We start from the raw sequence: 18,016 nt of genomic DNA, 5'->3' as shown, positions 1-18,016 counted from the left end.
CTAAAAGTGCGCTGACCTGCGAACTTCGACGCGTGCGTTTATGGGATTACGTCTAGATTTCAAACTGAAACACCATCGGCGACATGGCTTCGTTGCTCGCGGAAAGTGACTGGTGATAGGCTGTATTGCCGGCAGCGGAGGATTCGAGCCTTGAGTATGGGGAGCTCCCAGCCGAAGCTGGAAGGACAAGAGACCGACGAGAGCCACTACCAGGTTTTTGTCGACGATCATTTTCATTATCGCGATGAGAGCCACCGTTACCTCGACGGAAAATTTCCAACCTACGATGAGGCTGTGGAGCGGTGCCGCGCCATCGTCGACAGCGAACTGGAAGATGCTTTCAAACCCGGAGCGACTGCCGAAGAGCTGTTTGAGAAATACAGTTTGTTTGGCTCGGATCCGTTCATAAAGACACCGCCGGGGCTGCGGGTTGATCCGCCTTTCTCCGCTTGGAATTATGCATTGGAGCGGTGTGAAATGCTGGCTCGCGTCTCGACTGTTCCAAAAAGCTGATTGCGCGCGGCGTCTGATCCACCATCGGGTCTGTTTCTTGCCGATTGGCAAATTCATGCTATATATCTGCCAATAGTGAGGACGCAAAATGCAGCTTCAGCCCATAGTCACCACGCCGGCCGCGGTTGGAAGCGCCATTTCGGATGAAGAGGCGGGCGCGCTGGCGCGCACCACCGTCAACCTGTTCAAGGCCTGGAACCTCACCGACCTGGAGGCCTGCATCCTGCTCGGCGGCATGTCGGCGCGCACATGGGCACGTTGGAAGACTGGGGCACGCTGGAAGGAGGGCGGCATAGGCAGGATCGACCGCGACCTGCGCACCCGCATGGCGCATCTGATGGGCATCCACAAAGGCCTGCGCTATCTCTTTACGGAGCCGGCGCGCGGCTATGCCTGGATCCGCAAGCCCAATGCCACTTTCGGCGGCAAGTCGGCGCTCGACCTGATGCTGCGCGGCGAAATCTCCGACCTTGCCGCGATGCGCGAATGGCTCGATGCGGAGCGTGGTGCATGGTGAGTGGGCTTGCGGTTCGGCGCCGCGTCCACTGGCACCAGAGCTTCCGCATCATCCGCTCCATCCATCCGCCCATCGACCTCTTCGAGGACATTGCCGACCCGCGCGACTGGGAGGCGCTGGCCGCGGTCGAGGCGAAGACCAACCCGCGCATCAGGCTCGAGATCGGCGACCTTGGCAAGGTGGCGGCCACAAGGCGGGTCTCCGGCCCTGGCGCCAGCTTCGTGATGGCGCCCTTCGTGCATTGTTCGACCCTGCGGCCCGGTCGGTTCTCGGATGGCAGCTATGGGATCTACTATGCCGGCGACAGCGAAGAGGTGGCGCTCGCCGAGACCATTCACCACCACCAGAAATTCATGCGCGCCACCAACGAGGATCCGGGCTGGACGGCGGATTCCCGCGTGCTGATCGGCAGCGTCGACCGCGACCTCGACGAGGTGAACGCGGTGCCCGGCGTGCTCGATCCCGGCGACTACACCGCCTCGCAAGTGGAGGGGCGGGCGCTGCGGGCGACCGGCAGCGACGGGCTGGTGTGGAACAGCGTGCGAATGCCGGGCGGCGGCTGCATCGGCATCTTCTGGCCGGACGCCATCACCATTCCGGTCCAGGGCCGGCATTACAGCTATCACTGGGACGGCGCCCGCGTGGATTTCGTGCGCGAGCACGATACGGGCAAGGTGCTGGCCGTCACCTGATGGCTGGCGAGAGCGGATTGCATCCGCGGTGAAGACCCACTTGGTTGCAACCGTCCGGAATCCCGCTTTACAGGTCGCGGGAGAGTCGATATCCATAAATCCAAGGATTCGGATATATGGATAAAAAAGGCACGTTGAACGCGCTGGCGGCCCTTGGCCAGGAGACGCGGCTGGATGTTTTCCGGCTGCTCGTCCGCGCCGGTCCGGAAGGCATTCCGGCGGGCGAGATCGCCACAAGGCTGGATACGGTCCAGAACACCATGTCGGCGCATCTGAAGGTGCTCGCCCATGCCGGGCTGATCCACCCCCAACGCGATGGCCGGATCGTGCGCTACGTCGCCGACATGACCGGGTTTCGGGACCTGCTGGCCTATCTGATGGAAGATTGCTGCAACGGCGCGCCGGAACTCTGCCGTCCCGTCATCAATGCCGTGACCTGTGACTGCTAGGAGCACGCCGATGAGCGAAGTGGCTGTACGTGATCGCCCGCACCCTGCCGAAGGCCAGCTGAGCGCCGTGGCGAACGACCTGCCACGCCGCTGCGTTGCCGAAGCGCTGGGAACCGCGTTGCTGGTCGCGACCGTGGTCGGTTCCGGCATCATGGCATCCCGGCTGACGAACGACATAGCCATTTCGCTGCTCGGCAACACGCTGCCGACGGGAGCGATCCTTGTCGTGCTGATCACGATACTCGGGCCGGTTTCAGGCGCGCATTTCAATCCGGCCGTCACCCTGGTGTTCGCGCTCCGCCGCGAAATCGACGCGAGGGCGGCGATCGCCTATGTCGTCGCCCAAATCGTCGGCGGCATCGCCGGGACGTTCCTGGCGCACGCCATGTTCGAACTGCCGATCCTGCAGGCCTCGGTGACGGTGCGGACCGGAGCCGGGCAATGGCTCGCCGAGGCAGTCGCCGCCTTCGGCCTCGTCTTCACCATCCTGGCAGGCCTGCGCTTTCGTTCCGATGCGATCCCCTGGCTGGTCGGGCTTTACATAACAGCCGCCTACTGGTTCACGGCCTCGACCTCATTCGCCAATCCGGCCGTCGCCATCGCCCGTGCCTTGTCGGACACGTTTTCCGGCATCCGCCCGGTCGACCTGCCGGGTTTCATATCAGCCGAATTGCTGGGCGCGCTGCTGGCCATGGCCCTGGCGGGCTGGCTGCTTGCCGAACCGAAACCAACCAGACAGATGCAGGCCGCGAAATGACCATCACCATCTATCACAATCCCGATTGCGGCACCTCGCGCAACACGCTGGCCATCATCCGGCAGTCGGGCGAGGAACCGGAGGTGATCGAGTATCTGAAGACGCCGCCGTCACGGCAAAAGCTGGTCGAGTTGATCGCTTCCATGGGCATGACACCGCGCGAACTGCTGCGCGAGAAGGGCACGCCCTACGCCGAACTCGGCCTCGCCGACCCGAAATGGTCCGACGACGAGATCCTCGATTTCATGCTGGCGCACCCGATCCTGATCAACCGGCCGATCGTGGTCAGCCCGCTCGGCGTGGTGCTGGCCCGGCCGTCGGAAAAGGTGCTGGACATCCTGCCCAACCCGGACATCGGTGCGTTCACCAAGGAGGATGGCGAGGTGGTCACCGACGCTTCGGGCAAGCGGGTCGGCTGACGGTATTTCCATATTTTTCGAAATTAGGTTGACGACTCGACAGGTGTCGCGTAACTTATTTCCATGAAACTCGAAAAAGCAGCCGCCCAGCTCGAAGCGCTCGGCAATCCGACGCGGCTTCAGCTTTACCGCATACTGGTGCGCGCCGGTGACGACGGGCTTGCCGTCGGCAGCGTCCAGGGCAAGCTCGATATTCCGTCCTCGACGCTGTCGCATCATCTCAAGCGGCTGGTCGACACGGGCCTTGTGACGCAGGAGCGGCAAGCGACGACACTGATCTGCCGCGCCAACTATCCCGGCATGAACGCTCTGATCGGCTATCTCGCCGACGAGTGCTGCGCGGATGCGGCCTGCGCGCCTGCCGTCGTCAAAGCGCTGGCCTGATTTTTTTCGCTGTGTAATTCGAAGATACCGGAAGGATCGAACATATGGACATGATGGCAAACCTTCCCGTCGCGGTGATCGGCGCAGGCCCGGTCGGCCTCGCCGCCGCCGCGCATCTTGTCGAACGCGGCATCCGCCCGCTGATCCTCGAGCGCGGTGAAAGCGTTGGCGCTGCACTGCTCGAATGGGCACATGTGCGGGTGTTCTCGCCATGGCAATACAATATCGACGCGGCGGCGCGGGCGCTGCTCGACCGCTCCGGCTGGACGGCGCCGGACATGCGAGGCCTGCCGACCGGCGGCGAGATCGTGCGCGATTATCTGGCGCCGCTTGCCGCAGTTGCCGGCATCGCCGCCAATCTGAAGCTCGGCGCCGAGGTCACCGCGATCACCCGCCAGGGACATGACAAGGTCGCCAATGAGGGTCGCAAGGACGCTCCCTTCGTCATCCGCTACCGCGATGCGGGCGGCGAGCACCGCGTTCTCGCGCGCGCCGTCATCGATGCGTCCGGAACATGGTCGCGGCCAAACCCCATCGGCGTCGACGGGCTGCCGGTTGCCGGCGAAGCCGCGGCCTGCGAGCGCATTGCCTATGGCATTCCCGACGTGGTCGGCAAGGCCAGGGAGAGCTATGCGGGCAAGCGTGTCCTCGTCATCGGCGGCGGGCATTCGGCGATCAACGTCGCCCTGGCGCTCATGGAGTTGCAGGACGCAGCGCCTGGTACCGAGATTTTCTGGGCGCTGCGGCACGCCAGCGTCGACCGGCTGCTTGGCGGCGGGCTGAACGACCAATTGCCCGAACGTGGCGCGCTCGGCCTCGCCGCCAAGCAGGCGATGGCGGATGGAAGGCTGAACATGCTGGCGGCTTTCGCCGTCAACCGCATCGAGATGCAAGGCGAGGGGCTTGCCGTCGACGCCAGCCTGGCCGGCAAGCCATTCAGCCTTTCCGTAGATCGCATCGTCGTCACCACGGGCTTCAGGCCCGACCTGTCGTTCCTCGGCGAAATCCGCCTCGCGCTCGATCCCGCCGTCGAAGCACCGCCGGCGCTGGCGCCGCTGATCGATCCGAATTTCCACTCGTGCGGCACGGTTCCCGCGCATGGCATCCGGGAACTTGCCCATCCCGAACCCGGCTTCACCATCGTCGGCTCGAAATCCTACGGCCGCGCCCCGACCTTCCTGATGGCGACCGGCTACGAGCAGGTCCGCTCGGTCGTCGCCGACCTTGCCGGAGACCACGTCGCGGCGCGCGAGGTGCGGCTGGTGCTGCCGGAGACCGGCGTGTGCAGCGCCGATGTCGTGACGGGATCGGACAGTGCTGATTGTTGCGGCGGGCCCGCGCCCGCCAATGTCGATGCCTGCTGCCTCGAGGATGCGGACGCCAAGGCAAAGGGTGCGTCGGGCTGCGGCTGCGCAACGGGCTCATCGGTTGGCGCCAAGGCGACGGAAGCCGTGGGCGTCGATGCCTGACCGGTCTGTCCTGCGCAAGGCGATATGGGCGCTCGGGCTGACGCAGATCATCGGCTACGGCACGCTCTATTACAGCTTTTCGATCCTGGCGCCGGCGATGGCCAGGGAGTTCGGTCTCACGGAAGGGTGGGTGTTCGGCGCGCTCTCCGCCTCGCTGTTTGCCGGCAGCCTCTTCGCGCCCACGGCCGGGCGCTGGGCCGACCGCTTCGGCGCGGGGCGCATCATGACCATAGGCTCGGTCGCGGCAGCCGTCGCGCTGGCGCTGTGCGCCGTCTCGCCCGGACGCGTGACCTTTGTTCTGGCCTTGCTGGCGATGGAGCTGGCCTCCAGTTTCGTCCTCTACAGCGCCGCCTTCGTGGCGATCGTGCAGATCGGGGTTCCCCGGCCGCAACGCAGCATCACTCACCTGACGCTCATCGCAGGGTTCGCCTCGACCCTGTTCTGGCCGCTGACCTCGGCGCTGCATGCGCATTTGACATGGCGCGAGGTCTATCTGCTGTTCGCGGCGCTCAATCTCGGACTCTGCCTGCCGATCCACGCCTGGCTGATGCGCCTGTCGCGCCGTCACGCGACGGCCGCGCCGCAAGAGCGCGGGCCAGCCCATGAAGCGGGCGCGGCACTCGATCCGCGACGCGGGCAGGCCGTGTTCCTGCTGATGCTGGCGGGCTTCGCCTCCGAGGGCTTCGTGCTGTCGGCGATCCTCATCCACATGGTGCCGCTGACGGCGGCACTTGGGCTCGGCACGGCCGGCCTCTTCGTTTCGACCCTGTTCGGGCCGGCGCAGGTCGCCAGCCGGTTGATCAACATGCTGTTTGGCGGGCGGCTTCAACAAACGCATCTCGCCGTCATTGCCGCGTCGCTGCTCACGGCCGGGCTGTGCACGCTGCTGTTGACCACGCCATGGCTGCCTGGCGCTTTCCTGTTCGTGCTGCTGTTCGGCCTCGGCTCCGGTCTCACCAGCATCGTCGGCGGCACCTTGCCGCTCGAGCTCTTCGGCCGCCAAGGCTATGGCGCGCGGCTGGGATGGGCGAGTGCCGCCCGCCAGTTCACCTCGGCCTTCGCGCCGTTCGCGCTGGCCTTCATGATGGCGCGGACATCCGTCGCCAATTCGCTGTGGGTGCTGGTGGTCGTCGCCGCGAGCGGCGTCATCGCCTTCCTCGCCATCGCGCTACTGAGACGGCGCGCCGGCCGGGTTGCGTTTGCGATTGGCGGCAGTCCGGAAGAGGCGAGCTAGAGCCTGTTCCATCCCGATGGTATCGGGATAGAACTCTATCTCTGTGTTTGAGCATGATCTTTTCCGAAAACCGGATCCCACTTTTCGGGATCATGCTCTTGCCTCAATGCCGCAAAATCTTGCTCAGGAAAGCGCGGCTGCGGTCGGTCTTGGGGTGCGAGAAGAATTCGTCGGGCGTCCCGCTCTCGACAATGGCGCCGGCATCCATGAACACCACGCGCTGGGCGACCTTGCGGGCAAAGCCCATTTCGTGCGTCACCACCATCATGGTCATGCCTTCCTCGGCGACCGCCACCATGACGTCGAGCACTTCCGAAATCATCTCGGGGTCGAGCGCCGAGGTCGGTTCGTCGAACAGCATGATCTTTGGCCGCATGCCGAGGCAGCGCGCGATCGCCACGCGTTGCTGCTGGCCACCGGAGAGCTGCGCCGGATAGGCGTTGACCTTGTCGGCCAGCCCGACCTTGGCCAGCAATTCGCGCCCGGCCTTTTCGGCCTCGGTGCGCGGGATCCTGCGGACATGGATGGGTGCCAGCGTGACGTTTTCGAGCGCCGTCTTGTGCGGATAGAGGTTGAACGACTGGAAGACGAAGCCGATCTCGGTGCGCAGCTGCGTCATGTTGGTGGTGGGGTCGCCGAGGCGCTGGCCGTCGACGACGAGATCGCCGTCCTTGATCGCCTCCAGGCCGTTGACGCAGCGGATCAGCGTGCTCTTGCCCGAGCCGCTCGGGCCGCAGACAACGACCACCTCGCGCGGCTCGACGCTGAGCGTGATGTCCTTGAGCACGTTGAGCGCGCCGAACCATTTGTTGACGCCGCGAAAGTCGATCATACCGGTTTTGGTCATATTTGCCGGACCTTTGGGGTTCGCTGTCACAGCTGCACCTCGCCATGCGCCGCGCCCATGCGGTGTTCGAGCCGGCGGGCGAGCATGATCAGGGGATAGCAGACGATGAAATAACCGACGCCGACGAGGAAGAAGACCAGCAGGCCGTTGGGCACACGCTGCACCACCAGCCAGCCGACGCGGGTGAGGTCGGTCAGTCCAATCGCCGAGACGACCGAAGAGTCCTTGATCAGCAGCACATACTGCCCGACCAGCGGCGGCAGCACGATGCGCATCGCCTGCGGCAGCACCACCTGGCGCATGCGCTGCCAGCGCGACAGGCCGGATGCCAGCGCTGCCTCGACCTGGCCGGTCGGCACCGAGCGAATGCCCGCGGCGACGATCTCGCAGATGAAGCAGGCGGCAAGGTTGGTCAGCGCGATAATGCCGGCGGTGAAGGCGTCCAGCTCGATGCCGAGCTCCGGCAGGATGAAGAAGATCAGGAAGATCTGCACCAGGAACGGCGTGCCGCGGATCAGGTCGACCCAGGCGCCGATGAGGCTGCCCACCAGCCGGTTGCCGCCGGTGCGCAGGATGCCGAGACCGAAGCCAAGCAAGGTGCCGAGCACCAGGCTGATCAGCGACAGCACCACCGTCATGCCGAGACCGCGCAGCGCCAGCGGATAGCTGCCGGCGAGGCTTTGCAGCTGTTGCCAGATCATGTCCGCGCCCCCGCTGTGCCGAGCCAGCGACCGGAGAGAGCAGCCAGCCCCTTCAGGCAGTAGTAGAGCAGCAGGTAGAAGGCGGCGATGGTGAGGAAACCTTCCGCCGGCATGAAGCGGTCGGAGGCGAGCAACTGGCCGGCGCGGGTTAGCTCGGCGACCGAGATCAGCGACAGCAATGCGGAATCCTTGACCAGCACGATCGCCTGGCCGAGCAGCGGCGGGATCGTCACCTTGAAGGCTTGCGGCAGGATGACCAGGCGCATGCGCTGGACATAGGTCATGCCCGAGGCGACGCTGGCTTCGACCTGGCCACGAGGGATCGACAATATGCCGGCACGAATGATTTCAGCGACATAGGCGCCGCTGTTGAGCGATAGCGCGAGGATGCCGACGACCAGCTCGGGCAGGACGAAGCCGAGCCGGGGCAGGCCGAAATAGAGGAAATAGAGCTGCGCCAGCAAAGGCGTGGCGCGCACGGCGTCGATATAGGCCTTGGCCGGGGCACGAAACAGCCAGCCGCGCTGCAGGTTCATGGCGCACAGCACGATGCCGACGGCGAGCGCGCCGAGAAAGGACAGCGCCGACAGCCACACGGTCGTGACCAGGCCCTGCCCGAACAGGGGCAGGTACTCGACGATGGTGCGGAAGCTGAAATTCTCGAGCATCGCTGGGCGGTTCCCCAAAGCGGGCGAAACGAAAGGCCAGGCGGCTTCGCGGCGCTCAAGACGCGCGCAAAACCGCCTGGATCCCAAGGGCGGTTAGTGGTCCTTCTTCCAGGCGTCGGAATTGACCCAGTAGTCCAGGTTCTTCTGCAGGCGCCCATCGATGCTGACCTGGTCGAGGAACAGGTTCATCCAGACCAGCAGGTCCGGCTCGTCATAGCGGGTGGCGAAGGCAAGCGGTTCCTTCGACAAAAGCTCCGGCATGATGGTGAAGGTGCCGGCCGGATAGGCGGTCGACTGGCCCTTCACCGCCGAGACGTCGTTGACGCCGCAATCGGCCTGGCCGTTGTTGACGGCGTCGAGCAGCAGCGGACCGCCGCCCTTGTAGCTCTTGATGTCGGCATCGGTGAAGACGGCCTTGGCCTCCTTCTCGCCGGTGGCGCCGAGCAGCACGGCGATCTTGGTGCCCTTGGCCTTGCAGTCCTCGGTGGTCTTGAACTTGCTGTCGGCCTTGGTGAACACGGTGCTGCCCGTATACATGTAAGGTTTGGTGAAGGCGACCTTCATGCCACGCGCCAGCGTCGGCGTCATGTCGGCGACCAGAAGGTCGGCCTTGCCCGACAGCAGCGCGGGGATCAGGCCGTCCCAGTCGAAGTCGAGGAAGGTGATCTTGACGCCCATTTCCTTGGCCATCAGCTCGGCCAGTTCAACCGAACTGCCAGTGCGTTCGCCATTGGCGCCGACCAGCGAGAAGGGCGGTCCTTGTGTCTGCACGGCGACGCGCAACTCGCCGCGCTTGGTGATGTCGTCGAGCGTTCCGGCGCTGGCCGCGGTGGCGAGCCCGGCGAGCGCAAGTCCAGCGATGAAAAGTCTGGCAATCTTCATTTGGCATTCCTCCTTGTTTTATTGTTCCACGTTGTTGTTTCACCCTTCGGGGTGCTTTTTTGAGCGGCAGCGCCGTTGCCGGCGGCAGCCACCGTTCGAAAACCTTCAGTCCCAGGCCACCGTCTCGGTCACAGTGATGCCGCGCCTGGCCAACTCGTCGAAGAAGCGGTCATCGGGCACATCGAGCAACGGGTTGAGCAGGCCTGGTTTGGTGATCTCGCGCCGCGCCAGCATCTGCGCCACGATGCTGGCGGGATAGCCGACGCCGAGGCTCATGCCGAACAGGCCGGAGGCCAGGTCGCGCTCGATGATCAGGTCCGAGGTCACCGTCTTGCGGCGGCCGCCTTCGAGGCCGGAAAAGACATTGCGCATCACGCAAAGGTCCTTTTCGCCGGGGCCGTACTGCAGTTGCGGCCCGAGCAGCCGGCCGAGGAATTCGCGCGGGCTGGAGCCGGTGCCGGGCACCTTGTCTTCGGAAAGGAAGCCGAGTTCCTTCAGCGGCGCCCAGAAGGCCGACCATCCCGGCCAGCGCAGCGTATAGCGGCCCGAGCGGCGCAGCCCTTTTGCCGCGTCCAGCATCTCGACATAATGCAGCGCATCGCCATTGGGGAAGGCCTCCAACGCGCCCAGGCCCGCCACCTCGATCTCGTGGATGAAGGGGTTGTCGTGCTGCCGGCCGGCCGGCACCGCGACGCGTTCGCCGTCCTCGATCATCACGCTGTCGCGGTTCTGGCTGACCAGAACCATGTCGAAGTTCCAGCTCACCTTGTAGCAAAGGGGCTTAGTCATCGCCTTCGGCTCGGGGATGCCGCCGCAATAGGAATCGATCGCGGCGATGGTATCGAACTGCCTTGCGGCGCGCGCGTAGAGAACCAGGTCGATGCCGGGATCGAGCCCGCATTCGGCCATGATCGGCACACCAGCCTGTTCGGCGGCCGGTGCCAGGTCGGCGATGGCCTTGCCGTAGTTGGTGGTGACCAGCGGCGTGCGCGTTGCGATCGCGGCCTGGACCGCCTCACGCATCAGTGGCTGCGGCAACAGGTCGATGACGGCGTCGGCATCCGCCAGCACGCCGGCCAAGGCAGGGCCGATCGCTCCCTGCGGTACCACGAAGCGCACGCGGGCAAGGTCGGTCAGGCCGTCAAGGCGAGCCGCGCCGTCCGGCGCCGTGTCGACGCAAATCACCTCCTCGGCACCGCTGGCGACGAGATCGGCGATGGCCGCCCGGCCTTGCAGGCCGAGGCCGCCGAGAACCGCTATTCTCATGCCGGCTCCTTGCGATCGTCCGACCAGCAGCCTTCCGGCAGGCTGACCCATTTGTTGCAGGACGCCATGACGACGAAGGTCTCGCTGCGAACGACTTCGCCCGGCTCGCCGGCCCCCGGGATCAGCTCGCTGGTGACGCGGTAGAGATCGGCGACGTCACCGGCCACGGTCACGTCGACGATGATGTCGAAGCGCCCGGTGACCACCGAAGCCGAGTTGACGAAGGGCAGTTCGGAAATGCGCTGCGCCAGCTCGCGGGCCCGGCCGCGTCCTTGCGCATTGATACCGACAATGGCCGAAATCAGCTCGGGACGCTCGGTCAGGTTCAAGAGCCCGACGATCTTCAGCAGATTGCGGTCGAGCAGGTTGCGCAGCCGCGTGCGCACCGTCGGCACCGAAATCGCCAACATCTCGGCGAGGCGGTTGATGCCCGGCTGCGCGTCCTGCGACAGCTGTTTGACCAGCCGCCGATCGGTCAGATCGAGATGTTCCCGCAAAGGCTCTGTCTTTCATAAAAAGAAAAAAGGTCGGCAAATTATTTGCCTATATGAAAACAAGCTATGTCACGAATTTTTGAAAAGCAAGGTGTTGTTTTCGCACCAAGTGGCATGGTGCGTCGTCTGGCGCGGTTGCGGTTGCGCTATTGCGTTGCCGGGTTCAGACCAGCGCGGCAGCCAGCAATTTCGCTTGCGGCGTCAATTCGTCGAAGCGGCGGGCGCACAGATTGAGCTGGCGTGTTGCCCAGTCGTCGGTGAGCCGCAGGCTGCGCAGCGAGCGTGCCGAGTGGCGCGCCGCACTTTCCGGGACGATGGCGATCCCGGCGCCTTGCGTGACGAGGCGGCAGACATTGTCGAGGCCGGGCACTCGGATGCGGATATGCAGATGACCGCCAAGGCGGGCGGCCTGGCGCGTGACGTGCTCCTGCAGCGCATGGCCCGTGCCGAGCCCGACGAAGGGTTCGCCGAGAATGTCGGCGAGGCTGGTAGTGCGGCCTTCGATGCCGGGCCAGTTCCGCGCGGCGATCACCACCAGCCGGTCAATGAAGAACGGTTTCTGTTCGAGATGCGATAGGCCAGCCCAGGTCGCGGCGATGCCGAGATCGGCCGCACCGCTGGCCACCGCCTCGGCGATCTCATGGCTGGGGCGCTCGTCGAGATCGATGTCGATCTGGGGATGCGTGACAAGGAAAGCCGGCAGGATATCGCGCAGCAGCTCGCCGGTGGCGGCGGTGTTGGCGAGCAGCCGGACGCGGGCGCGAAGACCGGTGGCGTAGGCGCCGAGGTCGCCGGCCATCGCCTCGATCTGGTTTTGCACGGCGCGCGCGTGATGCAGCAGCGCCTGTCCGGCCGCCGTCGGCACCACGCCACGGCGGCGTCGTTCCAGCAGTGGCGCGCCGAGGCGGTCCTCCATGCCCTTGATGCGGGCGCTGGCCGAGGCCAGGGCAAGGCCGGCGAGTTCGGCGCCATGGGTGATGCTGCCGCGCTCGGTCACCAGCAGGAACAGCCGGAGATCGACCAGATCGAAGCGCATTCTTTTGCTCCTGCAAACGGTTCGGCCGGCAGACAAAGCCAGTGAATTCTTCGATGGATCAGCCTTCGTTCTGGCCGAAGGCTGACAGCGCAACTTCCACATTGTGACCGGCCCGCATCTGCGTCAAACAGTTTCAGGTGGAGATGTGTGATGAGCGAACGAACATCTGGCCGTCCCGGCATTCTTGAAAGCACGGCGATTGTGCTGGCCGTCGCCGTGGCCTGCCTTGCGATGGTGCGGGTGGAGCCCGGCCTGCGAGGATGCGCGACGACCTCCGTCAGCCGCAATGCCGCGCCGGCAAAGTCCAGCCCTGAGGCCGATGTAACGGACATGCTGCTGCATGACTGATCCTGCCCTGAAGGTGCGCTCGTGCTGAGCGCCGGTGTCTTCGCCTGGATCGGTGCGGTCTTTCTCGCCGCCGGCGTGGTCAAGGGCGTCGTCGGCATGGGCTTGCCGACGGTGGCGATGGGGCTGCTGGCGGTGACGATGCCGCCGGCGCAAGCCGCCGCCTTGCTGCTGATCCCGTCACTGGTCACCAACCTCTGGCAATTGTTGACCGGCCCGTCGTTCGGCGGCCTGTGCAAGCGGCTGTGGACGATGATGGCCGGTGTCGTGCTCGGCACCGTCGGAGGCGCTGGCCTTTTGACCGGCTCGCACATTGCGTCGGCGGGGTTGGGCGCGGCGCTGGTGCTTTATGCGCTTGTCGGCCTCGCCAGGGCCAGCTTCACCACGCCGGCGCGCCATGAGGCGTGGGCGTCGCCACTGGTCGGCGTCGCGACCGGGCTGGTCACCGGCTGCACCGGCGTCTTCGTCATCCCGGCCGTGCCCTATCTGCAATCGCTGCGGCTGGACAGGGAAGACCTGATCCAGGCGCTCGGCCTGTCCTTCACTGTCTCGACGGCAGCGCTGGCCATCGGACTGTTCAGAACGGGAGCTTTCGCATCGCCGACGATGCAACTGGCGGGATCGGCCGCAGCCCTGGCGCCGGCGCTGGCCGGCATGGTCGTCGGCCAGGCGCTGCGCCAGCGGATGAGCGTCGAGACCTTCCGCACGGTGTTCTTCGTCGGGCTGCTGGCGCTGGGGGTCTATCTCGCGGGGGAGGTGGTGTTTTAGCCGCGCAGGCCTACCGAACCACCAGGACCGGGATTTCGGTTAAGGACAGCACCTCCGCGGTCTGGCTTCCCAACAGCAGCCTGCCCAGTCCCCGGCGGCCGTGCGAGGCCATCACGATCAGGTCGCAGCCCTCAGCCTTCGACAATTCCAGGATCGCCTCGGCGGGCTTCTTGTCCTCGATATGCACCACCTCAGCGCGCACATTCGCCAGCTCCGCCGACGCCTTGCATTTGTCGAGCACGTCCTTGGCGTATCTGCGACCGCCTTCCTGATAGGCGACGAATTCATCGCCGGCGGCATAGCCGGCCATGGTGCCGCCCCAGGCGAAGATCGGGAATGGCTCGGTGACGTGGACAAAGGTAACGGTGGCGCCGAGGCGGCTGGCCAGCGCCAGGCCGTGGGCAACGCCCTTGTCGGCCAGTTCCGATCCGTCCGTGGCGATCAGCAAATGTGTGTACATGATGATGTGACCTGTTGTGCCAGGGCCGACACGCCCTTGTGGTGGTGAGAGCCTGTAGAGGCTGACCTTGATATAGTTGCGCCACCGGGCTCATCACAGTGGCCAGCTCGATGCGGATCAAGGCCAGGCGATTGCACACTTTCGCGTTGGCCGGATTCCCCTTTGCCGCGTCCTCCTCTAAGGTGCCGGCGATTTGAGGGACACCCATATGAGCAGCGCATATCCGCAGATCCATCTGGTCCGCCATGGCGAGACGGCGTGGAGCCTTTCGGGGCAGCACACCGGCCGCACCGACATGCCGCTGACGCCGGCCGGCGAGGCTGCCGCGCGCGGCGTCGCCGAGCGGTTGAAAGGCCTGTCGTTTTCGGCCGTATGGTCGAGCCCGTCGCAGCGCGCCTACAACACCAGCGTGCTGGCAGGCTTCGGCGCCGAGAGCGTCAAGAACGACGATCTGCAGGAGTGGGACTACGGCGCCTATGAAGGGCTGACGACAAAACAGATCCTGGCCGAGCGGCCTGGCTGGAACGTGTTTCGCGATGGCTGCCCGAAAGGCGAGACGGCGGCCGATGTCGGCGCCCGGGCCGACACGATCATCGCCGCACTGCGCAAGGCCAATGCCGACATTCTGGTGTTTTCCAGCGCGCATTTCCTGCGGGTGTTGGCGGCGCGCTGGATCGGCCTGCCGCCGGAAGGCGGCGCGCTGTTCGTGCTGGACACGGCAAGCATCAGCGTGCTCGGCTACGAGCACGATCTGACCGAGCCGGTCATTCGCAAGTGGAACCAGAAATAGGTCAGGCAACGCCCTGCTTGTCGAACTTCTTGATCGCCTCGGCGGTCACGGGCGTGAAGAAATTCACCAGATTGCCGTCCGGGTCGCGGAACAGCAGCGAGCGGTTGCCCCAGGGCATGGTGGTCGGCTTCTGCACGGTTGCGTCCTTGATGGTGTCGGACAGCCTGGCGAATTCCGCATCGACGTCGCCGACGCGGAATTCGATGATGGCGGTGTGGTTGTCGGCGGGGCGGGCGACGTCGCCGCCAAACAGCTGCAAGGTGCGCGTGCTGCCGATCGCCAGCGTGCAGGCCGGAGTCGCCAGTTCGGCGAAGTCTTCGGTGTAGATCGTCACGGGCATGCCGGTGATCTCGCCGTAGAACCGCACGAGGCGCTGGACATCCGACGTGATGATGCGGACCGAGACGAAATTCATTGCATTGCTCCCTGATTTGCTGGAGCCACGGTCGGGCTCGTGCGCAGATATAGACCAGCCCTCCTGACAGCTTCCCGTCAGGAGGCCGGCCAGACAGGCGGCAGGCCGAAGGGAGCAAAAAGGTCGGGGCCGAGCGGGCCGACATAGACCGTCAGCGAGGCGATCCCGCCGTCGGCCGGCTCGATGATATGCAGCGACTGGGCGCGCCATTCCGAATCCTGATGGCGCCGCGCATAGATCGCGACCGCGGGCTGGCCGTTCGCGCGGGTGGCGACCGGCTGGTAGCCGGCGAAATTGCCCCAGACAGTCTTGAAGAAACCATGGATCGCCTGGCGGCCCTGATACCAGTCCAGCCATGGCGGCATGTGATAGGTGGCGTCCTCGCGCAGCAGCTCGATGAAGCCGTCGAGGTTGGCGGACTGCCAGGCCTGCATGTAGCGCTCCAGCAGCAGGCCCTCTTCGCCGGTGGGCCGCGATCGCTGCAGCGGACGCCCCTGCGGATAGCGTGCCCCAAGCGTTGCGCGGGCCCGCTGCAGGGCGCTGTTGATCGAAGCGGCGGAGCCGCCCAGCAATTGCGCGCTCTCGAGCGCCGACCAGCCCAGCACGTCGCACAGCAAAAGGGCGGCGCGCTGCCTGGGCGGCAAGGACTGGATCGCGGCGACGAAGGCGAGTTGCACCGCTTCGCGGGTCTCGTAGCGCGCTTCCGGGCCCGGCTCGCCGTCGATAAGGTCCGGCAGCTCAGTGTCCGGGTAGGGCTCCAGCCAGGCGAGTTCGGCGGCGGGTCCGGCAGCGGCGCGTCCCTCGGACGGCGGCCTTCCGGGCTGCTCGACAATGCGATGCGCTGATGACCTCGCCTTGATGGCGTTGAGGCAGCTGTTGGTGGCGATGGTGTAGAGCCAGCCGCGCAGCGAGCCGCGGCCATCGAATTGCGACCGGCCGCGCCAGGCTTTCAGGAACGTGTCCTGGACGAGGTCGTCGGCCTCGTGCAGCGTGCCCATCATCCGGTAGCAATGCAGCTTGAGTGCGCGGCGATGGGCCATTGTCAGGCGCTCGAAGGCCAGCCGGTCGAGGATCGGCTGGCCTTGCTCGCCCATTGGCTCAAGCGGGCCAGGAGCGTCTGTCATGTCGAGCCCATTGGGTTGAATTCGACTGGCATCCTGCGCGCCTCATGCCGCCGCCGCAAGTCCGCTGCCGCTGACGGTGAAGGAGACGCCTTGCAGCTTGCCACCGGCGAGCGTGACCACGGCGTGCCCGACATCGGCCGGTGTCTGCATGTCGGTCATGCTGGCGAGGAAATCCGCCGGGCTGATGCCGAGATAGGCCGAGACGCCGTCGATGCCGCGCTGGCCGACGCCGGTGTCCGGCATGATCCGCATCGGCACCAGCGCCATGAAGCGCAGGCCAAGGCCGAGCCGGTCGGCTTCCTTCTGGCAATGGGCGGCAAGGAACATCTGCATGCGCTTGGCGCCGGAATAACCGCCGGAGTTCGGTGGGCCGCCGCTGAGCGCCGCGCCACTGGAGATCAGCACCACCCGGCTACCCGGCTTCAGCCGGCCCTGAAGTGCGGCCTTACAAAACAGGAACGATGCCTTGACGTCCATGTCCCAGTTCGCGGAGAAGTCGTCCCAACTTTGGTCCTGGACCGGCGCTGACGGGGCAAGGGCGCCGGCGCAGATCACCAGAACATCCGGCTCCAGCGCGTCGAACACCACATCGGGCGCGGTCTCCTGCGTGGCGTCGACCGCCAACGTCTTCACTTTGGGTTTCTCCCAGGACAGCTGCTTCAGATCGGCTGCACCCCGGGCTACGGCGAGCACCGTCGCGCCCTCGCTGAGTGTGGTTTCGACGATCGCGCGGCCGACACCCCGGCTGCCTCCGACGACGACGACATTCTGACCTTGTAACGATGCCATGGATCACCTCGTTTCTTCCGGCGGCCGGACCATTCCAGCGCCTGTAGATCAGGACAGCGCGGGCGAGCGGAAATCATCGGTGGGGGGCAAGATTTTTTTTGAGGTGTCGCGGTTGAAGAGGCCTGCACCCGCCACTTACCCCGCCAGCAGCGCCAATTCCTCCGGCGTCAGGTGCCGCGCCGTGCCCTTGGCGAGGTCGCCGAGCTGCAGGCGGCCGATGGCGATGCGGATCAGCCGCAGCACTTCGATGTCATGCGCGGCGAGCAAGCGGCGGATGTGGCGGTTACGGCCCTCGTCGAGCACGATCTCCAGCCACGCGGTGCGGCCGCCGCTGCGCAGAAGCTCGATCGCGTTCGTGGTCAGGGTCTCGCCGTCGACGGTCACGCCGGCGCGCAATCCTTCCAGCATCGCGGCGTCGGGCACCTTGCCGATCTGCACGTGGTAGGTCTTGGGCAGATGCGAGGCCGGGTCCATCAGCCTGTTGGCAAACTGGGTGTCGTTGGTCATCAACAGCAAGCCTTCGCTCGCCTTGTCGAGCCGGCCGACCGGCGAGACGAAGGGCAGGTCGAGCCCGTCGAGGCAGGCATAGACGGTGTCGCGCTGTTGCGGGTCGTCGCGGGTGGTAACCATACCGCGCGGCTTGTTGAGGATGAGATAGACCTTGCGCTCGGCAACCACCGACCGGTCATCGACGACGATGCGGTCGCGGTTGAGGTCGACACGAAGGGCCGCATTGCGCACCACCTTGCCGCCGACGCGCACACGTCCCTCGGCGATCAGCACCTCGGCCTGCGTGCGCGAGCACAGGCCGAGCTTCGACAAAGCGCGGTTGAGGCTGACGCCAGGCGGTTTGCCAGTGTGCGGCTTGCCAGTGCTAGCGTTGCGGGCAGGTGGCCTGCTGTTGGGTGGTCGTGCTGCCATGCTGCTGCGGATCGGTCCGTTGTGTCAGACAGATGCCACGGGCCATGACGGTTTCGCAAGCCGGATGCGGCGAGGC

Annotated in this window: 24 protein-coding genes; 12 read left to right on the top strand and 12 right to left on the bottom strand. The window is 65.5% G+C overall.

Annotated features, from left to right (window positions below; genetic code table 11):
• Positions 1–150: 150 nt before the first annotated feature.
• The 9 genes from AC1D08_RS12300 (at position 151) to arsK (ending at position 6,434) form a co-directional block, all read left to right on the top strand.
• Complete coding sequence (locus tag AC1D08_RS12300) at positions 151–513, top strand: hypothetical protein (RefSeq protein WP_477423196.1); 363 nt, start codon at positions 151–153, stop codon at positions 511–513.
• Positions 514–601: 88 nt separating this feature from the next.
• Positions 602–1,030, top strand: coding sequence for an MbcA/ParS/Xre antitoxin family protein (locus AC1D08_RS12295; RefSeq protein ID WP_457155244.1), 429 nt, complete (start codon positions 602–604; stop codon positions 1,028–1,030).
• Positions 1,024–1,722 (top strand): RES family NAD+ phosphorylase, encoded by a 699-nt coding sequence (locus AC1D08_RS12290; protein ID WP_477423194.1) that lies wholly within the window; start codon positions 1,024–1,026, stop codon positions 1,720–1,722. Before AC1D08_RS12295 ends, AC1D08_RS12290 begins: the two co-directional genes overlap by 7 nt.
• A gap of 116 nt (positions 1,723–1,838) precedes the next feature.
• The gene (locus tag AC1D08_RS12285) at positions 1,839–2,171 is read left to right on the top strand and encodes an ArsR/SmtB family transcription factor (RefSeq protein WP_095091162.1); all 333 of its coding nucleotides are present in this window, start codon (positions 1,839–1,841) and stop codon (positions 2,169–2,171) included.
• Between the two features lie 67 nt (positions 2,172–2,238).
• Positions 2,239–2,928 (top strand): aquaporin, encoded by a 690-nt coding sequence (locus AC1D08_RS12280; protein ID WP_457150588.1) that lies wholly within the window; start codon positions 2,239–2,241, stop codon positions 2,926–2,928.
• Positions 2,925–3,347 (top strand): arsenate reductase (glutaredoxin), encoded by a 423-nt coding sequence (arsC, locus tag AC1D08_RS12275; protein WP_457150584.1) that lies wholly within the window; start codon positions 2,925–2,927, stop codon positions 3,345–3,347. Before AC1D08_RS12280 ends, arsC begins: the two co-directional genes overlap by 4 nt.
• A 63-nt stretch (positions 3,348–3,410) precedes the next feature.
• A complete protein-coding gene (locus tag AC1D08_RS12270; protein ID WP_457150583.1) occupies positions 3,411–3,731 on the top strand; it encodes an ArsR/SmtB family transcription factor in 321 nt (106 codons plus the stop codon).
• Between the two features lie 44 nt (positions 3,732–3,775).
• Entirely contained in the window at positions 3,776–5,200 is a 1,425-nt protein-coding gene (locus tag AC1D08_RS12265; protein WP_457150582.1) for an NAD(P)-binding domain-containing protein, read from the top strand.
• Positions 5,193–6,434 (top strand): arsenite efflux MFS transporter ArsK, encoded by a 1,242-nt coding sequence (arsK, locus tag AC1D08_RS12260; protein ID WP_457150581.1) that lies wholly within the window; start codon positions 5,193–5,195, stop codon positions 6,432–6,434. Before AC1D08_RS12265 ends, arsK begins: the two co-directional genes overlap by 8 nt.
• A 103-nt stretch (positions 6,435–6,537) precedes the next feature.
• On the opposite strand, the gene AC1D08_RS12255 is transcribed toward arsK, so the two are convergent.
• The 7 genes from AC1D08_RS12255 to AC1D08_RS12225 form a co-directional block, all read right to left on the bottom strand.
• Positions 6,538–7,281, bottom strand: coding sequence for an amino acid ABC transporter ATP-binding protein (locus tag AC1D08_RS12255; protein ID WP_457150580.1), 744 nt, complete (start codon positions 7,279–7,281; stop codon positions 6,538–6,540).
• Positions 7,282–7,307: 26 nt separating this feature from the next.
• Complete coding sequence (locus tag AC1D08_RS12250; protein WP_457150579.1) at positions 7,308–7,982, bottom strand: amino acid ABC transporter permease; 675 nt, start codon at positions 7,980–7,982, stop codon at positions 7,308–7,310.
• A complete protein-coding gene (locus tag AC1D08_RS12245; RefSeq protein WP_457150578.1) occupies positions 7,979–8,650 on the bottom strand; it encodes an amino acid ABC transporter permease in 672 nt (223 codons plus the stop codon). The genes AC1D08_RS12250 and AC1D08_RS12245 overlap by 4 nt, the downstream gene beginning before the upstream one ends.
• 93 nt (positions 8,651–8,743) lie before the next feature.
• Positions 8,744–9,532, bottom strand: coding sequence for an ABC transporter substrate-binding protein (locus AC1D08_RS12240; protein WP_457150577.1), 789 nt, complete (start codon positions 9,530–9,532; stop codon positions 8,744–8,746).
• 105 nt (positions 9,533–9,637) lie between these two features.
• Positions 9,638–10,798: a saccharopine dehydrogenase family protein gene (locus AC1D08_RS12235; protein ID WP_457150576.1), complete on the bottom strand. Its 1,161-nt coding sequence runs from the start codon at positions 10,796–10,798 to the stop codon at positions 9,638–9,640.
• On the bottom strand, positions 10,795–11,295 hold the full coding sequence (locus AC1D08_RS12230; protein ID WP_095091173.1) for an Lrp/AsnC family transcriptional regulator: 501 nt from the start codon (positions 11,293–11,295) through the stop codon (positions 10,795–10,797). Before AC1D08_RS12230 ends, AC1D08_RS12235 begins: the two co-directional genes overlap by 4 nt.
• A 160-nt stretch (positions 11,296–11,455) precedes the next feature.
• Complete coding sequence (locus tag AC1D08_RS12225) at positions 11,456–12,328, bottom strand: LysR substrate-binding domain-containing protein (RefSeq protein WP_457150575.1); 873 nt, start codon at positions 12,326–12,328, stop codon at positions 11,456–11,458.
• 150 nt (positions 12,329–12,478) lie between these two features.
• Here AC1D08_RS12225 and AC1D08_RS12220 point away from each other — a divergent pair, with 150 nt between their 5' ends.
• Both AC1D08_RS12220 and AC1D08_RS12215 read left to right on the top strand, forming a co-directional pair.
• Positions 12,479–12,676, top strand: a complete 198-nt coding sequence (locus AC1D08_RS12220) for a hypothetical protein (RefSeq protein WP_457150574.1) — start codon at positions 12,479–12,481, stop codon at positions 12,674–12,676.
• 21 nt (positions 12,677–12,697) lie between these two features.
• Positions 12,698–13,441 (top strand): sulfite exporter TauE/SafE family protein, encoded by a 744-nt coding sequence (locus tag AC1D08_RS12215; protein WP_457150573.1) that lies wholly within the window; start codon positions 12,698–12,700, stop codon positions 13,439–13,441.
• A gap of 10 nt (positions 13,442–13,451) precedes the next feature.
• Here AC1D08_RS12215 and AC1D08_RS12210 read toward each other — a convergent pair whose 3' ends face one another.
• Positions 13,452–13,901: a universal stress protein gene (locus AC1D08_RS12210; protein ID WP_457150572.1), complete on the bottom strand. Its 450-nt coding sequence runs from the start codon at positions 13,899–13,901 to the stop codon at positions 13,452–13,454.
• Positions 13,902–14,109: 208 nt separating this feature from the next.
• Here AC1D08_RS12210 and AC1D08_RS12205 point away from each other — a divergent pair, with 208 nt between their 5' ends.
• Positions 14,110–14,691, top strand: coding sequence for a histidine phosphatase family protein (locus tag AC1D08_RS12205; RefSeq protein ID WP_457150571.1), 582 nt, complete (start codon positions 14,110–14,112; stop codon positions 14,689–14,691).
• Between the two features lies 1 nt (position 14,692).
• Here the strand turns inward: AC1D08_RS12205 and AC1D08_RS12200 are convergent, their stop codons facing one another.
• The 4 genes from AC1D08_RS12200 to AC1D08_RS12185 form a co-directional block, all read right to left on the bottom strand.
• Entirely contained in the window at positions 14,693–15,106 is a 414-nt protein-coding gene (locus tag AC1D08_RS12200; protein ID WP_095091179.1) for a VOC family protein, read from the bottom strand.
• Between the two features lie 77 nt (positions 15,107–15,183).
• The gene (locus tag AC1D08_RS12195; RefSeq protein WP_457150570.1) at positions 15,184–16,230 is read right to left on the bottom strand and encodes an RNA polymerase subunit sigma-70; all 1,047 of its coding nucleotides are present in this window, start codon (positions 16,228–16,230) and stop codon (positions 15,184–15,186) included.
• Between the two features lie 42 nt (positions 16,231–16,272).
• Positions 16,273–17,019 (bottom strand): SDR family NAD(P)-dependent oxidoreductase, encoded by a 747-nt coding sequence (locus AC1D08_RS12190; RefSeq protein ID WP_457150569.1) that lies wholly within the window; start codon positions 17,017–17,019, stop codon positions 16,273–16,275.
• Between the two features lie 135 nt (positions 17,020–17,154).
• A complete protein-coding gene (locus AC1D08_RS12185; protein WP_457150568.1) occupies positions 17,155–17,940 on the bottom strand; it encodes a pseudouridine synthase in 786 nt (261 codons plus the stop codon).
• Positions 17,941–18,016: the final 76 nt, after the last annotated feature.

The organism is Mesorhizobium sp. P2_E6, from assembly GCF_056403835.1.
This window is presented reverse-complemented; position numbering and strand designations above follow the sequence as displayed.

Coding starts and splice junctions, on each gene's coding strand:
- AC1D08_RS12295 (WP_457155244.1), top strand. CDS start 602: ATGCAGCTTCAGCCCATAGTCACCACGCCGGCCGCGGTTGGAAGCGCC.
- AC1D08_RS12290 (WP_477423194.1), top strand. CDS start 1,024: ATGGTGAGTGGGCTTGCGGTTCGGCGCCGCGTCCACTGGCACCAGAGC.
- AC1D08_RS12285 (WP_095091162.1), top strand. CDS start 1,839: ATGGATAAAAAAGGCACGTTGAACGCGCTGGCGGCCCTTGGCCAGGAG.
- arsC (WP_457150584.1), top strand. CDS start 2,925: ATGACCATCACCATCTATCACAATCCCGATTGCGGCACCTCGCGCAAC.
- AC1D08_RS12270 (WP_457150583.1), top strand. CDS start 3,411: ATGAAACTCGAAAAAGCAGCCGCCCAGCTCGAAGCGCTCGGCAATCCG.
- AC1D08_RS12265 (WP_457150582.1), top strand. CDS start 3,776: ATGGACATGATGGCAAACCTTCCCGTCGCGGTGATCGGCGCAGGCCCG.
- arsK (WP_457150581.1), top strand. CDS start 5,193: ATGCCTGACCGGTCTGTCCTGCGCAAGGCGATATGGGCGCTCGGGCTG.
- AC1D08_RS12255 (WP_457150580.1), bottom strand. CDS start 7,281: ATGACCAAAACCGGTATGATCGACTTTCGCGGCGTCAACAAATGGTTC.
- AC1D08_RS12250 (WP_457150579.1), bottom strand. CDS start 7,982: ATGATCTGGCAACAGCTGCAAAGCCTCGCCGGCAGCTATCCGCTGGCG.
- AC1D08_RS12245 (WP_457150578.1), bottom strand. CDS start 8,650: ATGCTCGAGAATTTCAGCTTCCGCACCATCGTCGAGTACCTGCCCCTG.
- AC1D08_RS12240 (WP_457150577.1), bottom strand. CDS start 9,532: ATGAAGATTGCCAGACTTTTCATCGCTGGACTTGCGCTCGCCGGGCTC.
- AC1D08_RS12235 (WP_457150576.1), bottom strand. CDS start 10,798: ATGAGAATAGCGGTTCTCGGCGGCCTCGGCCTGCAAGGCCGGGCGGCC.
- AC1D08_RS12225 (WP_457150575.1), bottom strand. CDS start 12,328: ATGCGCTTCGATCTGGTCGATCTCCGGCTGTTCCTGCTGGTGACCGAG.
- AC1D08_RS12220 (WP_457150574.1), top strand. CDS start 12,479: ATGAGCGAACGAACATCTGGCCGTCCCGGCATTCTTGAAAGCACGGCG.
- AC1D08_RS12210 (WP_457150572.1), bottom strand. CDS start 13,901: ATGTACACACATTTGCTGATCGCCACGGACGGATCGGAACTGGCCGAC.
- AC1D08_RS12205 (WP_457150571.1), top strand. CDS start 14,110: ATGAGCAGCGCATATCCGCAGATCCATCTGGTCCGCCATGGCGAGACG.
- AC1D08_RS12200 (WP_095091179.1), bottom strand. CDS start 15,106: ATGAATTTCGTCTCGGTCCGCATCATCACGTCGGATGTCCAGCGCCTC.
- AC1D08_RS12195 (WP_457150570.1), bottom strand. CDS start 16,230: ATGACAGACGCTCCTGGCCCGCTTGAGCCAATGGGCGAGCAAGGCCAG.
- AC1D08_RS12190 (WP_457150569.1), bottom strand. CDS start 17,019: ATGGCATCGTTACAAGGTCAGAATGTCGTCGTCGTCGGAGGCAGCCGG.
- AC1D08_RS12185 (WP_457150568.1), bottom strand. CDS start 17,940: ATGGCAGCACGACCACCCAACAGCAGGCCACCTGCCCGCAACGCTAGC.